The organism is Kitasatospora sp. NPDC057223 (genome assembly GCF_042669755.1).
Lineage (GTDB): Bacteria > Actinomycetota > Actinomycetes > Streptomycetales > Streptomycetaceae > Kitasatospora.
Map to the genome: position 1 here is coordinate 12686 of NZ_JBHUWW010000037.1, position 14888 is coordinate 27573.

Sequence of the window (14888 nt, forward strand, 5' to 3'; positions counted from 1 at the left end):
GGAAGAGAAGTTGAGCACCTTCACCGCCCCCAAGGGCACCTACGACCTGCTCCCGCCGAGCTCCGCGACCTACCTGGCGATCCGCGAGCGCCTCTCCGCGCCGCTGCGCCGGGCCGGCTACGGCTACATCGAGACGCCCGTCTTCGAGGACGTCAAGCTCTTCTCGCGCGGCGTCGGCGAGTCCACCGACATCGTCTCCAAGGAGATGTACACCCTCACCACCAAGGGCGGCGACGAGCTCGCACTGCGCCCCGAGGGCACCGCCTCGGTCGTCCGGGCCACCCTCCAGGCCAACCTGCACAAGCTCGGCAACCTGCCGGTCAAGCTCTGGTACTCCGGCTCCTTCTACCGCTACGAGCGGGCCCAGAAGGGCCGCTACCGCCAGTTCGCGCAGGTCGGCGCCGAGGCGATCGGCACCGAGGACCCGGCGCTGGACGCCGAGGTGATCATCCTCGCCGACGACGCCTTCCGCTCGCTGGGCCTGCGCGAGTACACGCTGCTGATCAACAGCCTCGGCGACAAGCAGTGCCGCCCGGTGTACCGCGCCGCCCTGGTCGAGTTCCTGGCCGGCCTGGACCTCGACGAGGACACCCGCCGCCGCGCCGGGATCAACCCGCTGCGCGTCCTGGACGACAAGCGCGAGAGCGTGCAGCTCCAGCTGGCCGACGCGCCCAAGCTGCGCGACTACCTCTGCGAGGACTGCAAGGCCTACGACGAGCAGGTGCGCGAGCTGCTCACCGCCGCCGGCGTGGCCTTCACCGACGACCCCAAGCTGGTCCGCGGCCTCGACTACTACACCCGCACCACCTTCGAGTTCGTGCACAACGGCCTCGGCGCGCAGTCCGCGATCGGCGGCGGCGGCCGCTACGACGGCCTCTCCGAGATGCTCGGCGGCCCCGCGCTGCCGTCCGTCGGCTGGGGCCTCGGCGTGGACCGCACCTACCTGGCGCTGGAGGCCGAGGGCATCGCCCTCGACCTGCCCGCCACCACCTCCGTCTACGCCGTCGCGCTCGGCGAGGAGGCCAAGAACGTCCTGTTCGCCAAGGTGACCGAGCTGCGCCGGGCCGGCGTCGCCACCGACCTGGCGTTCGGCGTCAAGGGCATCAAGAACGCCATGAAGTCCGCCGACCGCTCGGGTGCCCGCTGGGCCCTGGTCGCGGGCGACCGCGACCTCGCCGAGGGCGTCGTCCAGCTCAAGGACATGACCACCGGCGAGCAGAACCCCGTCGCCCTGGACGCACTCGTCACCACCCTGAAGGAGAAGCAGCAGTGATCCGCACGCACGACGCGGGCACGCTCCGCGCGGAGCACGCCGGCACCACCATCACCCTGGCCGGCTGGGTCGCCCGCCGCCGCGACCACGGCGGCGTCGCCTTCATCGACCTGCGCGACGCCTCCGGCACCGTGCAGATCGTGGTCCGCGATCTCGACTCCGTGCACGGCCTGCGTGCCGAGTACTGCGTCAAGGTCACCGGCGACGTCCGGGTCCGCCCCGAGGGCAACGAGAACGCCGAGATCCCCACCGGCGCCGTCGAGGTCGTGGTCAGCGCCATCGAGGTGCTCTCCGAGGCCGCCCCGCTGCCCTTCCCGGTCGCCGAGTACGAGCCGGGCACGGTCAACGAGGAGGTCCGCCTGCGGTACCGCTACCTCGACCTGCGCCGCGAGGGCCCGGCCCGCGCGCTGCGGCTGCGCTCCAGGGTGAACAACATCATCCGCCGGGTGATGGAGGACAACGACTACCTCGACATCGAGACGCCGTACCTCACCCGCTCCACCCCCGAGGGCGCCCGCGACTTCCTCGTCCCGGTCCGCCTGCAGCCGGGCCACTGGTACGCCCTGCCGCAGTCGCCGCAGCTGTTCAAGCAGCTGCTGATGGTGGCCGGCATGGAGCGGTACTACCAGATCGCCCGCTGCTTCCGCGACGAGGACTTCCGCGCCGACCGGCAGCCGGAGTTCACCCAGCTGGACATCGAGGCCTCGTTCGTCGACCAGGAGGACATCCTGGCCCTCGGCGAGCAGGTCGTCGGCGCCGTCTGGCGTGACGTGCACGGCTACGAGCTGCCGAACCCGCTGCCCCGGATCACCTACGCGGACGCCATGAACCGCTACGGCTCCGACAAGCCGGACGTCCGCTTCGGCCAGGAACTCACCGACCTCACCGAGTACTTCAAGGGCACCGAGTTCCGGGTCTTCCAGGCCCCGTACGTCGGCGCGGTCGTCATGCCCGGCGGCGCCTCGCAGCCCCGCAAGCAGCTCGACGCCTGGCAGGACTGGGCCAAGGCGCGCGGCGCCCGCGGCCTCGCCTACGTCGTCATCGACGCCGAGACCGGCGAGCTGCGCGGCCCGGTCGCCAAGAACCTGAACGCGGAGCACCTGGCCGGCCTCGCCGCCGCCGCCGGTGCGAAGAACGGCGACGCGATCTTCTTCGCGGCCGGCAGGAAGACCCCGTCCCAGGAGCTGCTGGGCGCCGCCCGGCTGGAGATCGGCCGCCGCTGCGAGCTGATCGACGAGTCGCAGTGGGCCTTCCTCTGGGTCGTCGACTTCCCGATGTTCGAGCCGATCGAGGACGACAAGGGCGAGTTCCAGGGCTGGCACGCCGTCCACCACCCCTTCACCGCCCCGACCGCCGAGTCGCTGGCGACCTTCGACACCGACCCGGGCGCGGCGCTCTCCAACGCGTACGACCTGGTGCTCAACGGCTCGGAGCTGGGCGGCGGTTCGATCCGTATCCACCAGCGCGACGTGCAGAAGCGGGCGTTCGACGCGATCGGCCTCAGCGAGGAGGAGGCCGCCTCGCAGTTCGGCTTCCTGCTGGACGCCTTCAACTACGGCCCGCCGCCGCACGGCGGGGTCGCCTTCGGCCTGGACCGCATCGTCACGCTGCTCGGCGGGTACGACACGATCCGGGACGTCATCGCGTTCCCGAAGACGTCCACCGGCGGTGACCCGCTGACCGGCGCCCCCACGCCGATCACCGTGGCGCAGCGCCGCGAGGCGGGCGTGGACGCACAGCCCAAGGTCCGCGAGGAGGCCAAGCCCAAGGGCGAGACCGAGCAGCAGGCCTGACGTTCGGTCTGATATACCTTCACGGCCCCGGCACGGACACGCGGCGACGCGTCCGGGCCGGGGCCGGTCCACAATGGCGTGCGACAGCGAAGGAGCAGGGATGGCCCTGCGTACGAGAGTTGAGACCCCCGAGGACGCCCCGGCCACCCGGCGGGTGCACATGGCGGCCTTTCCCGGCCCCGACGAGGCCGATCTGGTGGACGCGCTGCGCCGGGACCCGGCCTGGCTCCCCGGACTGTCCGTGGTGGCCGTCACCGGCGCCGGACTCGTGGTCGGACACGCGCTGCTGACCCGGCTTCGGATCGGCGACGGGCAGGGCCTCGCGCTCGCGCCGGTCGCGGTGGCCCCCGAGTGGCAGCGCAAGGGCGTCGGCGAACTGGTCGTCCGGGCCGCGCTGTCGGCGGCCGAGGAGGCGGGGGAGCGGCTGGTCGTCGTCCTCGGCGACCCGGACTACTACGGCAGGTTCGGCTTCGAGCCGGCCGCCGAGCACGAGGTGACCGGCCCGTTCGAGGTGCCGGCCGCGTACTTCCAGACGCTCGCGCTGCCCGGGTACGCCGGTGCGCCGCGCGGGCACTGCCGCTACCCGGCCCCGTTCGACGGGCTCTGAGCGAGGAGCGCGAGGCCCTGTCGGTCAGACCGGGCCCAGCGCGCCCCGGGGGCCGAACTCGACGGTCGCCCGGCAGCTGCGGACGAACGCCGTCATCGCCGGGGTGCACGGCCGCTCGCGCGGCCAGTACAGCCCGACCTGGCTCGGGCTGAGCCCCCGGACGGTGCGGAACACCACACCGGGCCGGGTGCTCAGCCGGCTGATGGTCTGCGGCGAGATGCCGATGCCCTGGCCGCAGGCCACCGCGGCCATCCACTCGTCCGCGTTGTGCGCGACCGCGCCGATCCGTACCGGGCTGCCCTGGCGCTCCGCCGTCGCGAGCCAGTAGTCCCGCCAGTGACCGGCCTCGGCCGGCATCGCCACGAACGGCTCGTCCAGCAGTTCCGTGAAGTCGATCACCGGGCGGCCCGCGAGGCGGTGCCCCACCGACAGCGCGACGCAGCGCTCGTCCGTGCCGAGCAGGCTCACGTCGTACCGCTCCGCCATCCAGTGCGGTGCGTGCCACAGGGCGAGGTCGATCTCGCCGGCGGTGAGGCCGGCCGCCGGGTCGAACCAGCTGTTCTGCCGGATCTCGATCTGCCAGCCGGGCATCCGCCGGGTGAAGTCCGTCACGGTGCGCCGCCCGACCAGGTTGATCGTGCCGCCCTCGAAGCCCACCCGCAGGCTGGCCGCGCCCTGGGCCGCCGCGTCCCGGGTGGCGCGGACCGCGCCCTCCCAGGAGACCAGCAGCTCGGCCGCGTGGGCGGCCAGCGCGTTGCCGGCCGGGGTCGGCGTCATGCCGCTGCGCGAGCGCCGGAACAGGTCCACGCCCAGGCGCTCCTCCAACAGCCGGATCTGCTTGGTCAGGGCGGGCTGGGACACCCGCAGCCGGTCGGCCGCGGCGGTGAGCTGCCCCTCTTCGCAGACGGCCGCGAACGAGCGCAGCAGCCGGGTGTCGATATCCATACCGTCAGGTTATGGAACCGGGAATTGGACCCGTCAGGCAGGTCTGGTCCAAGGTTGACCAGCCGGAGAGGGGGGTCGGCGGCGCCGGGGGATCAGGGGCCGCCGGCACGGTCGCGCGGGGTGCAGGGGGAGTGTGCACCGCGTACACCAGGGGGTGGGCCGGCGTTGGCGGCCGGTGGGGAGCGGCTGCCGGCGCCAGGCCCCCGCCGGGCCACGACCTGCGCCCGCCCGCGATCCGTCCTAGCGTGAGTGCTCATCAGTACGAGCCGGACGGAGGACACCGGGTGGCAGCCAAGGGCAGGGGCGAAGGCGGCGGCAAGGGCAGGGCCAAGCAGCCGCGTCTCGCGAAGGAGCCGTACGAGCGCGAACTCCTGCGCCTGCAGAACGAGCTGGTGAAGCTCCAGGAGTGGGTCCGCACCGAGGGCGCCCGGCTGGTGGTCGTGTTCGAGGGGCGGGACGCGGCCGGCAAGGGCGGGGCCATCAAGAGGGTGACGGAGTACCTGAACCCCCGCATCGCCCGGGTCGCGGCCCTCCCCACCCCGACCGAGCGCCAGCGCACGCAGTGGTACTTCCAGCGTTACGTCGAGCACCTGCCGGCCGCCGGCGAGATCGTGCTCTTCGACCGCAGCTGGTACAACCGGGCCGGCGTGGAGAAGGTCATGGGCTTCTGCACCCAGGAGGAGTACTGGCGGTTCCTGCACCAGTGCCCCACCTTCGAACGGATGCTGATCGAGTCCGGCATCCTGCTGCGCAAGTACTGGTTCTCGGTCAGCGACACCGAGCAGGAGCGCCGCTTCCGGGCCCGGCTGGAGGACCCGATGCGGCGCTGGAAGCTCTCCCCGATGGACACCGAGTCGATCACCCGCTGGGAGGACTACTCGCGCGCCAAGGACGAGATGTTCGTCTACACCGACACCCCGGAATCCCCCTGGAACGTGGTCGAGAGCGAGGACAAGCGCCGGGCCCGGATCAACATGGTCGCCCACCTGCTGTCCACCGTCCCGTACCGCGAGGTGGCACTGCCCCGGGTCGAGCTGCCGCCCCGCCCGCCCTCCCGGGGCTACCAGCGGCCCCCGCGCGACCTGCAGAAGTACGTGCCCGACCACGCGGCGGCGCTGGAGGGCGGCCCCGGCGGCAAGCGGGCGTAGGAGTGTCCGCCGCCTCGCATAGGCTGCCGGTGTGGACGAACCGGACCTCTTCACCGCAGCCGCCGAGGAACGCCAGGCCAAGGAGCCGGGGCGGGCCCCGCTCGCCGTACGGATGCGTCCGCGCACCCTGGACGAGGTGGCCGGCCAGCGCCAGTTGCTCAAGGACGGCTCACCGCTGCGCCGCCTGGTCACCGGCTCGCACGGGCCGGCCGCGACCAGCTCGGTGATCCTCTGGGGGCCGCCCGGCACCGGCAAGACCACCCTGGCGCACGTGATCAGCCAGGCCGTCGAGGGCCGCTTCGTGGAGCTGTCCGCGATCACCGCGGGCGTCAAGGAGGTCCGCGCCGTCATCGAGGGCGCCCGCCGGGCGGTCGGCATGAGCGGCCGGGAGACGGTGCTCTTCCTGGACGAGATCCACCGCTTCTCCAAGGCCCAGCAGGACTCGCTGCTCCCGGCCGTCGAGAACCGCTGGGTCACCCTGATCGCCGCCACCACCGAGAACCCGTACTTCTCGGTGATCTCCCCGCTGCTCTCCCGCTCGCTGCTGCTCACCCTGGAGTCGCTCACCGACGAGGACGTCCGCGCCCTGCTGCACCGCGCGGTGGCCGACGAGCGGGGGCTCGGCGGCGCGGTCGCGCTGACCGCGGAGGCCGAGGACCACCTCGTCCGGCTGGCCGGCGGCGACGCCCGGCGGGCGCTGACCACGCTGGAGGCGGCGGCCGGGGCGGCGCTGGAGAAGGGCGAGGGCGAGATCACCCTGGCGACCACCGAGACGGCGGTGAACCAGGCCGCCGTCCGCTACGACAAGGACGGCGACCAGCACTACGACGTCGCGAGCGCGCTGATCAAGTCGATCCGGGGCAGTGACGTCGACGCGACCCTGCACTACCTGGCCCGGATGATCGAGGCGGGGGAGGACCCGCGCTTCATCGCCCGGCGGCTGATGATCTCCGCCAGCGAGGACATCGGCCTCGCCGACCCGACGGCCCTGCAGACGGCCGTGGCGGCCGCCCAGGCGGTGGCGCTGATCGGCTTCCCGGAGGCGCGGATCATCCTGTCCCAGGCCGCCATCGCGCTCGCCCTGGCGCCGAAGTCCAACGCGGCGTACCTGGCCATCGACGCGGCCCTGGCCGACGTCCGCCAGGGCCTGGCCGGCGCCGTGCCGCCGCACCTGCGGGACGCGCACTACGGCGGCGCCGGCAAGCTCGGCCACGGCCAGGGGTACCAGTACCCGCACGACCTGCCGGGCGCGATCGCCGCCCAGCAGTACGCGCCGGACACCGTGCACGGCCGGGACTACTACCGGCCGACCCGGCACGGCGGCGAGGCCCGCTACGCGGACGTCGTCGAGTGGACCAGGGGCCGCCTGCGGGGCGCCCCGGAGGGTGGCGGGCAGGGCGGTGGGCACAAGGGCGGGTGATCCACGGGTATACTCGCTCGGAGTGCCATGTCCCCGGGACGGCAGCAGGGTCTCCCTGATCTGACCGGCCACACCAGCGGGGCACCGGCCCGAGGCTCCTCAGGGAGCCTCCAGGAGCGTCGCGCACCGTTTCGGTGTCGCGGGCAGCCCACCACCTCAGCGGTCGGTGGGCCACTCGTGTGCAAGCACTTCCGTGCCCGGCTCCGGAGAGCGGCTGATCATCCCCCGGGGTGGTTTTTCTCCGGGTCGCGAGGAGCGACCTCCGTCAACACCTGGTGAAGCCGTAGTCGAAAGCAAGGAAGGTTTGGTTCATGGCGAACCAGAAGCGCCCCAAGATCAAGATTGCCCGTGCCCTGGGCATTCCGCTGACCCCGAAGTCCGTCAAGTACTTCGAGGCCCGCCCGTACCCGCCCGGCCAGCACGGCCGTGGCCGCAAGCAGAACTCGGACTACAAGGTCCGTCTGCTCGAGAAGCAGCGTCTGCGCGCCCAGTACGACCTGAGCGAGAAGCAGATGGCCCGCGCGTTCGACCGCGCGAAGAAGGCCGAGGGCAAGACCGGTGAGGCGCTCGTCGCCGACCTGGAGGTGCGCCTCGACTCGCTGGTGATGCGTTCGGGTATCGCCCGCACCATCTACCAGGCCCGTCAGATGGTCGTCCACGGCCACATCGAGGTCAACGGCGGCAAGGTCAACAAGCCGTCGTACCAGCTGAAGCCGGGCTACGTCGTGACTGTTCGCGACCGTAGCAAGGAGAAGGTCCCGTTCCAGGTCGCCCGTGAGGGTGGCTACGCGGGCGAGGGCCAGACCCCGAAGTACCTCGAGGTCAACCTGAAGGCCCTGGCGTTCCGCCTGGACCGTGCCCCGCAGCGTCGTGAGGTCCCCGTGATCTGCGACGAGCAGCTGGTCGTCGAGTACTACTCGCGCTGACCCGCGAGAGCCGGCTGCCCCGTGCAGCCGGCCGGAGCGAGCCCCCGCCGCCTTTCGAGGCGACGGGGGCTCGTCCCGTTCCCGCCCGGACAGCCGTGGCGGGAGCGGCTGCCACCGGCTCCGGGCACTACGGGTTGCAGGCCGGCGCGGCGGCCGGCGCGCACGGGCTCGGCCGGTGGCCGGGCGGCTGCCCGGACCCGTCGGGGTGCTCGTCCCCGCCGATCGCCCGGCAGACCGCCGCCGCCAGGTCGAGGCCCGCACCGCGCTCGAAGGCCTCCGCGAACTCCTGCTCGGTCAGCCCCGCGCGGGCCCGCGCCTCGCACTCCGCGTGCGCCCCGTTGAACGTGTGCGAGCCGAAGAACGGCTTGCCCACGCCCTGCCAGATCCGGTGCGCCGCGCCCTGCAGCACCCGGGCCTCCAGCAGGTCGCAGTCCTCGCCGGGCCCCTCCGGCTCCGTCTCCAGCAGCGCGATCACCTCCATCCCCAGCACGATCCCGAGCAGGTCGCGGAACAGGAAGTTCAGCCGCACGCACTCGCGCGCGTACGCCCGGGCGAGCCGGACGTCGCCGGCCAGCCACTGCGAGTACGCCATCGCGTAGAGCCCGTACGCGTACGCCCACTGCTCGCCGTGCTCCTCGCACAGCTCGCGGACCCGGCCGATCCACAGCTCGCCGGTCTCGGTGTCGCCCTGGAAGAGATGGGCGATACCGAGCTCGAACATCGCCATCAGGACGTTGCTGTTCAGCTCCCCGAGCGTGTTGTAGAGCCAGAGCGCCTCCTCGAACAGCTCGGCCGCGCGGCCGGGCTCGTCGCCGATCAGCGCGGCGCAGCCCTGCCGGTGCACGGCGTACGCGAGGGCGCGGTCGTCGCCGGTCTCCACGGCCTGGCGGCGGCACTCCTCCAGCGCGGGCCGGGCCCGGTGCAGGTCGCCCTGGAGGGTGGCCATGTAGCCGGTCACCCAGAGCGCCTTCGCGCGGGCCTCGGTGGGCTCCGGCGCCAGGGCGAGCGCGCGGTCCAGCCAGTGCCGCCCCTCGCCGAGGTGGCCGGAGCCGACCCAGTAGAACCAGAGCGTGCCGGCCAGCAGTAGGGCGAGCTGCTCCTCCCCGGGCTCGGCCAGGCAGAACTCCAGCGCCGCCCGGAGGTTGGAGTGGGCGAGCCGGGTGCGCTCGGCGGTCTCCGCCTGCCGGGGGCCGAACCACTCCACCTCGCCCCAGGACGCCACCCCCAGGTACCAGTCGCGGTGCCGGCGCAGCAGCCGCTGCTCGTCGCCGGTGGCGCGCAGCCACTGGGCGCCGTACTCGCGCAGGGTGTCGAGCATCCGGTAGCGGACGCCGAACGGGCCGTCCTCCCGGAGGACCACGGACTTGGCGACGAGGTCGGCGACGACGTCCAGGATGTCGTCGGCCTCGATGCCGTCACCGGCGCAGACGTACTCGGCCGCCTCCAGCTCGAAGCTGCCGGCGAAGACCGAGAGGCGGGCCCAGAGTAAACGTTCCTGCACCGTGCAGAGCTCGTGACTCCAGCCGATGGTCGTCCGCAGGGTCTGATGGCGCGCCGGCGCGTTGCGCGCCCCGCCGGTCAGCAGCCGGAAGCGGTCGTCCAGCCGGGCGGTGATCTGCTCCACCGACAGCGCCCGCAGCCGCCCGGCCGCCAGCTCCACCGCCAGCGGGATGCCGTCCAGCCGACGGCAGAGCTGGGTGATCTCGGCCTCGTTCGACCCGCCGAGGACGAATCCCGGCAGCACCGCCCGGGCCCGGTCCGCGAACAGCACCACCGAGTCGGGGCGCAGGCCGGCGGCGGGCTCCACCGGCAGCGGCGCGACCGGCAGCAGGTGTTCGCCGGCCGACTGCAGCGACTCCCGGCTGGTCGCCAGCACCCGCAGCCCCGGCACCGCCCGCAGCAGCGTGTCGGTCAGCTCCGCGCACGCGGCCACCAGGTGTTCGCAGCCGTCCAGCACCAGCAGCAGGTGCCGGTCGGCCAACTGCTCGACCAGCACGTCGAGCGGCGGACGGGCCGTCGAGTCGGTCAGCCGCAGTGCCTCCAGGACGGCGTGGCCGAGCAGCAGCGCGTCCTGGACCGCGGCGACCTCCACCAGCCAGACCCCGTCCGGGAACTCCCCGGCGGCCCGGGCCGCCGCCTGGACGGCCAGCCGGCTCTTGCCGACCCCGCCCGGCCCGGTGACCGTCACCAGCCGGGCCCCGGCCAGCAGCACCGCCAGCGCGGCGAGCTCCTCCCGGCGGCCGACGAAGCTGGTGACCTCGGCCGGGAGGCGGCCTGGCGCCGTGTCCTGCCGCCCCGTGGGCGCTGACTCCCTGGACAATCCGCTGCTCCCCGCGTCTGTGAGCCGCACGCCCTCCGGTCGGGCGTCCGCGCCGGTCCGCCGTTCCGGCCGGACCGATGGCCCAACGAGGTGACCGGCGGGTGGGTTACGCGCCCCGCTCGCACATCCGAGCGGTCGTGCCGGGGCGGCCCGGCGCGGACGCCCCGGCCGGGATGCCGGCCCCCGGCGCCCCGCTGCCGGGAGGGCCCGCTCCGGGGCCCGCCGGGACGCGCCCCGCCCGGTAACCCGGTCCGGAAACCGCCGACGATCGCGATAGGGTTCCCCTCTGAGGGCTATGCCGTGGGGAAGCAGTAGGGCGAGGGAGCGCGCAAGGTGTCCGTGGGAGAGCTGGCCGGCCTGCTGGTCGCCGTGTTCTGGGCCGTCCTGGTCACGCTGCTCGCGGTCGTCCTGGTCCGGCTCTCCCGCGTGCTGAAGGAGGCCACCGTGCTGGTCTCCGCCGTCACCGAGCAGGCCGTGCCGCTGCTGGTCGACGCCGGCACCGCCGTCCGCAGCGCCAACCAGCAGCTGGAGCGGGTCGACGAGATCACGGCCAACGTGCAGGACGCCGCCGCGAACGCCAACGCGCTGTCCTCCACCGTCGCCGCCACGCTCGGCGGCCCGCTGGTCAAGGTCGCCGCGTTCAGCTACGGCGTCCGCAAGGCCGTCAGCAAGCAGAACGGCACGGCCGCCCTCCCGCAGCAGAGCGAGCGCGAGGCGCTGGCCCGGCTGGTGCGGGCCGAGGTGCGGGCGGCCACCGCCCCCCGCGGCGGCCTGCTGGCCAAGGTCCGGCGCGCGGTGAGGGGCTGACGGCATGGTGCGACGCATCTTCTGGATGGCGGTCGGCGCCGGCGCCACCGTCTGGGCCATGAACAAGGCCAACGAGGCCGTGCGCGGGCTCACCCCCGACAGTCTCTCCGGCACCGCCGCCCGCGGCGCGCTGCACCTGGGTGACGCGGCGAAGCGCTTCGCCGGGGACGTCCGCGCGGGCATGGCCGAGCGCGAGGAGCAGCTGCGCGGGGATCTCGGGCTGGACGGCACCGCCGTGCTGGAGCCGCGCCGGCGGGCGCCACGCGCCGAGCCGCAGTACCGAGCTATCTCGGCGGCGCCCGGCAGCCCGGCCGCCGCCCTGCCTTCGCCCAGCAGTGCCCGCACCACCCCCCGAGCCATCGAACCAACGCCCCGCGCGCCGCTTTCGCGGCGGGGCGGCACCCCGAACCGGAAGGACCAATAATGGAGTCGGCTGAGATCCGCCGCCGCTGGCTGCGCTTCTTCGAGGAGCGCGGACACACCGTCGTTCCGTCGGCGTCCCTGGTCGCCGACGACCCCACCCTGCTGCTGGTCAACGCCGGCATGGTGCCCTTCAAGCCGTACTTCCTGGGCGAGGTCAAGCCCACCTTCACCCGCGCGACCAGCGTGCAGAAGTGCGTCCGGACGCCGGACATCGAAGAGGTCGGCAAGACCACCCGCCACGGCACGTTCTTCCAGATGTGCGGCAACTTCTCCTTCGGCGACTACTTCAAGGAGGGGGCGATCAGCTACGCGTGGGACCTGCTGACCACCTCCGTCGCCGAGGGCGGGTACGGCCTGGAGCCCGAGAAGCTCTGGATCACCGTCTACCAGGACGACGACGAGGCCGAGAAGATCTGGCGCGACAAGATCGGCGTGCCGTCCGAGCGCATCCAGCGCCTGGGCAAGGCCGACAACTTCTGGTCGATGGGCGTCCCCGGCCCCTGCGGCCCGTGCTCGGAGATCAACTACGACCGCGGCCCCGCCTACGGCGAGGAGGGCGGCCCGGCCGTCAACGGCGAGCGCTACATGGAGATCTGGAACCTGGTCTTCATGCAGTTCGAGCGCGGCGCCGGCACCGGCAAGGACGACTTCCCGATCCTGGGCGACCTGCCGAACCAGAACATCGACACCGGCCTCGGCCTGGAGCGGCTGGCGACCATCCTGCAGGGTGTCGACAACCTCTTCGAGATCGACACCACCCGCATGATCCTCGGCCGCGCCGCCGAGCTGACCGGCCACCGCTACGGCGCCGGCGAGAAGACCGACGTCTCGCTGCGCGTGGTCGCCGACCACATCCGCACCTCGGTGATGCTGGTCGCCGACGGCGTGACCCCGGGCAACGAGGGCCGCGGCTACGTGCTGCGCCGCATCCTGCGCCGGGCGATCCGCAACATGCGCCTGCTGGGCGCCACCGAGCCGGTCGCCAAGTCGCTCACCGACGTGACGATCGACGCGATGGGCCCGCAGTACCCGGAGCTGTTCGAGGAGCGCAAGCGGGTCGAGGCCGTCATCGTCGCGGAGGAGGCCTCCTTCCTCCAGACGCTGCGCAGCGGCACCACGATCCTGGACACGGCCGTCGCCGACACCAAGTCGACCGGCTCGACCGTGATCGCCGGTGACAAGGCGTTCCAGCTGCACGACACCTACGGCTTCCCGATCGACCTCACCCTGGAGATGGCCGCCGAGCAGGGCCTCTCGGTGGACGAGGAGGGGTTCCGCAGCCTGATGAAGGAGCAGCGGGACCGCGCCAAGGCGGACGCCCGCGCGAAGAAGCACGGTCACGCGGACGTCTCCGGCTACCGTGCGGTCGCCGACAAGGCGGGTGCCACCGTCTTCACGGGTTACACCGAGTCGCACGGCGAGGCCACCGTGGTCGGCCTGCTGGTCGACGGGGTGCCGGCCCCGGCCGCGCACGAGGGCGACGACATCGAGCTCGTCCTGGACCGTACGCCGTTCTACGCCGAGGGCGGCGGCCAGCTCGCCGACCACGGGCGGATCCGGCTGGACTCCGGCGCGGTCGTCGAGATCCGCGACGTCCAGGCGCCGGTGCCCGGCGTGACGGTGCACAAGGGCCGGGTCGTGGTCGGCGAGGTGCTGGTCGGCGCGTCCGCCTTCACCCAGATCGACCTGGAGCGCCGCCGGGCCATCGCCCGCGCCCACTCCGCGACCCACCTGACCCACCAGGCGCTGCGCGACGCGCTCGGCCCGACGGCCGCCCAGGCCGGTTCGGAGAACGCCCCGGGCCGCTTCCGCTTCGACTTCGGCTCGCCCGCGGCCGTGCCCGGCAGCGTGCTGGTGGACGTCGAGCAGAAGATCAACGAGGTGCTGGTCCGCGAGCTGGACGTCACGGCCGAGGTCATGACGATGGACCAGGCCCGCAAGTCCGGTGCCATCGCGATGTTCGGCGAGAAGTACGGCGACGCCGTGCGCGTCGTCACCATCGGCGACTTCTCCAAGGAGCTGTGCGGCGGTACGCACGTCGGCAACACCGCCCAGCTCGGCCTGGTGAAGCTGCTCGGCGAGTCCTCGATCGGCGCCGGCGTGCGCCGCGTCGAGGCGCTGGTCGGCGTCGACGCGTACAAGTTCCTGGCCCGGGAGCACACCGTGGTCTCGCAGCTCACCGAGCTGGTCAAGGGCCGCCCGGAGGAGCTGCCGGAGAAGATCTCCGGGATGCTCGCCAAGCTCAAGGACGCGGAGAAGGAGATCGAGCGCTTCCGCGCCGAGAAGGTCCTCGCCGCGGCCGCGGGCCTGGCCTCGGCCGCCCAGGACGTGAACGGCGTCTCGGTGGTGGCCGCCCGGGTCGCCGACGGCACCGGCGCCGACGACCTGCGCAAGCTCGTCCTGGACGTCCGGGCCCGGCTCGGCTCGCGCCCGGCCGTGGTCGCCGCCTTCACGGTGGCGAACGACCGCCCGCTGACGGTGATCGCCACCAACGAGGACGCCCGCGCCCGCGGCGTCAAGGCCGGTGAGCTCGTCCGGGTCGCCGCCAAGACCCTCGGCGGCGGCGGTGGCGGCAAGGACGACGTCGCCCAGGGCGGCGGCACCAACCCGGCCGCCGTGGACGAGGCCATCGCCGCGGTGCGCGGCCTGGTCGCGGAGCGCGCCTCCTGATGACCGAGCAGCCTCTGGACGAGCGGCCGGCCTGGCGCCGGGGCCGGCGGATCGCCGTCGACGTCGGCGACGCCCGGATCGGGGTCGCGTCCTGCGACCCCGACGGGATGATCGCCACACCGGTGGAGACCGTTCCGGCCGGGGGCCGCTCGCAGGGGCGGATCGCCGCCATCGTGGAGGAGTACGACGCGGTGGAGGTGATCGTCGGCCTGCCCCGCTCGCTCAGCGGCAAGGAGGGCCCGGCGGCGGCCAAGGTCCGGCTGTACGCCGGGCAGTTGGCGGTGAAGCTCGCGCCGGTGCCCGTCCGGCTGGTCGACGAGCGGATGTCCACGGTCACCGCGACCCACGGGCTGCGCGCCTCCGGCGTGAAGGCGAAGAAGGGCCGCTCGGTCGTCGACCAGGCGGCCGCCGTGGTGATCCTGCAGAGCGCCCTTGAGGCCGAACGGGTGAGCGGCAGGCCGCCCGGTGAGAGCGTCGAACCGGTCATCTGATCGGTTTGGTCTAGCGTCCCTGACGAGGGGCCCGTGCGGACGCGTCCGCACGGGCCCCTCGATCC

The 14888-nt window shown here is 73.1% G+C and carries 12 protein-coding genes; 10 read left to right on the plus strand and 2 right to left on the minus strand.

The annotated features are described in order from the left end of the window. Positions 1-10: 10 nt before the first annotated feature. The 3 genes from hisS (at position 11) to ACFUK0_RS15875 (ending at position 3673) form a co-directional block, all read left to right on the plus strand. Positions 11-1273: a histidine--tRNA ligase gene (hisS, locus tag ACFUK0_RS15865; protein ID WP_380250365.1), complete on the plus strand. Its 1263-nt coding sequence runs from the start codon at positions 11-13 to the stop codon at positions 1271-1273. Continuing rightward, on the plus strand, positions 1270-3066 hold the full coding sequence (gene aspS, locus ACFUK0_RS15870; protein ID WP_380250367.1) for an aspartate--tRNA ligase: 1797 nt from the start codon (positions 1270-1272) through the stop codon (positions 3064-3066). Before hisS ends, aspS begins: the two co-directional genes overlap by 4 nt. Positions 3067-3166: 100 nt before the next feature. Next, entirely contained in the window at positions 3167-3673 is a 507-nt protein-coding gene (locus tag ACFUK0_RS15875) for a GNAT family N-acetyltransferase (protein ID WP_380250369.1), read from the plus strand. A gap of 24 nt (positions 3674-3697) precedes the next feature. Here ACFUK0_RS15875 and ACFUK0_RS15880 read toward each other — a convergent pair whose 3' ends face one another. Beyond that, a complete protein-coding gene (locus tag ACFUK0_RS15880) occupies positions 3698-4618 on the minus strand; it encodes a LysR family transcriptional regulator (protein WP_380250371.1) in 921 nt (306 codons plus the stop codon). Between the two features lie 284 nt (positions 4619-4902). Here ACFUK0_RS15880 and ppk2 point away from each other — a divergent pair, with 284 nt between their 5' ends. The 3 genes from ppk2 to rpsD all read left to right on the plus strand — a co-directional run bounded on the left by ppk2 (position 4903) and on the right by rpsD (position 8112). After that, complete coding sequence (gene ppk2, locus ACFUK0_RS15885; protein WP_380250444.1) at positions 4903-5766, plus strand: polyphosphate kinase 2; 864 nt, start codon at positions 4903-4905, stop codon at positions 5764-5766. 31 nt (positions 5767-5797) lie between these two features. Then, positions 5798-7186, plus strand: coding sequence for a replication-associated recombination protein A (locus tag ACFUK0_RS15890; RefSeq protein WP_380250373.1), 1389 nt, complete (start codon positions 5798-5800; stop codon positions 7184-7186). Between the two features lie 311 nt (positions 7187-7497). After that, positions 7498-8112, plus strand: coding sequence for a 30S ribosomal protein S4 (rpsD, locus tag ACFUK0_RS15895; protein ID WP_266318921.1), 615 nt, complete (start codon positions 7498-7500; stop codon positions 8110-8112). A 127-nt stretch (positions 8113-8239) separates the two neighbouring features. On the opposite strand, the gene ACFUK0_RS15900 is transcribed toward rpsD, so the two are convergent. Beyond that, positions 8240-10432, minus strand: a complete 2193-nt coding sequence (locus ACFUK0_RS15900; protein WP_380250375.1) for an ATP-binding protein — start codon at positions 10430-10432, stop codon at positions 8240-8242. 333 nt (positions 10433-10765) lie between these two features. On the opposite strand from ACFUK0_RS15900, the gene ACFUK0_RS15905 reads away from it, so the two are divergent. The 4 genes from ACFUK0_RS15905 to ruvX are packed head-to-tail and all read left to right on the plus strand — an operon-like array spanning position 10766 to position 14823. After that, a complete protein-coding gene (locus ACFUK0_RS15905; RefSeq protein WP_380250377.1) occupies positions 10766-11239 on the plus strand; it encodes a DUF948 domain-containing protein in 474 nt (157 codons plus the stop codon). A gap of 4 nt (positions 11240-11243) precedes the next feature. Further along, complete coding sequence (locus ACFUK0_RS15910; RefSeq protein ID WP_380250379.1) at positions 11244-11663, plus strand: DUF6167 family protein; 420 nt, start codon at positions 11244-11246, stop codon at positions 11661-11663. Then, positions 11663-14332: an alanine--tRNA ligase gene (gene alaS / locus ACFUK0_RS15915; RefSeq protein ID WP_380250381.1), complete on the plus strand. Its 2670-nt coding sequence runs from the start codon at positions 11663-11665 to the stop codon at positions 14330-14332. The genes ACFUK0_RS15910 and alaS overlap by 1 nt, the downstream gene beginning before the upstream one ends. Then, positions 14332-14823 (plus strand): Holliday junction resolvase RuvX, encoded by a 492-nt coding sequence (ruvX, locus tag ACFUK0_RS15920; RefSeq protein ID WP_380250383.1) that lies wholly within the window; start codon positions 14332-14334, stop codon positions 14821-14823. The genes alaS and ruvX overlap by 1 nt, the downstream gene beginning before the upstream one ends. Positions 14824-14888: the final 65 nt, after the last annotated feature.

What these genes read in the sequence shown, in the direction of transcription:
- ACFUK0_RS15875 (WP_380250369.1), top strand. Translation starts at nt 3,167, where the DNA reads ATGGCCCTGCGTACGAGAGTTGAGACCCCCGAGGACGCCCCGGCCACC.
- ACFUK0_RS15880 (WP_380250371.1), bottom strand. Translation starts at nt 4,618, where the DNA reads ATGGATATCGACACCCGGCTGCTGCGCTCGTTCGCGGCCGTCTGCGAA.
- rpsD (WP_266318921.1), top strand. Translation starts at nt 7,498, where the DNA reads ATGGCGAACCAGAAGCGCCCCAAGATCAAGATTGCCCGTGCCCTGGGC.
- ACFUK0_RS15910 (WP_380250379.1), top strand. Translation starts at nt 11,244, where the DNA reads ATGGTGCGACGCATCTTCTGGATGGCGGTCGGCGCCGGCGCCACCGTC.
- alaS (WP_380250381.1), top strand. Translation starts at nt 11,663, where the DNA reads ATGGAGTCGGCTGAGATCCGCCGCCGCTGGCTGCGCTTCTTCGAGGAG.
- ruvX (WP_380250383.1), top strand. Translation starts at nt 14,332, where the DNA reads ATGACCGAGCAGCCTCTGGACGAGCGGCCGGCCTGGCGCCGGGGCCGG.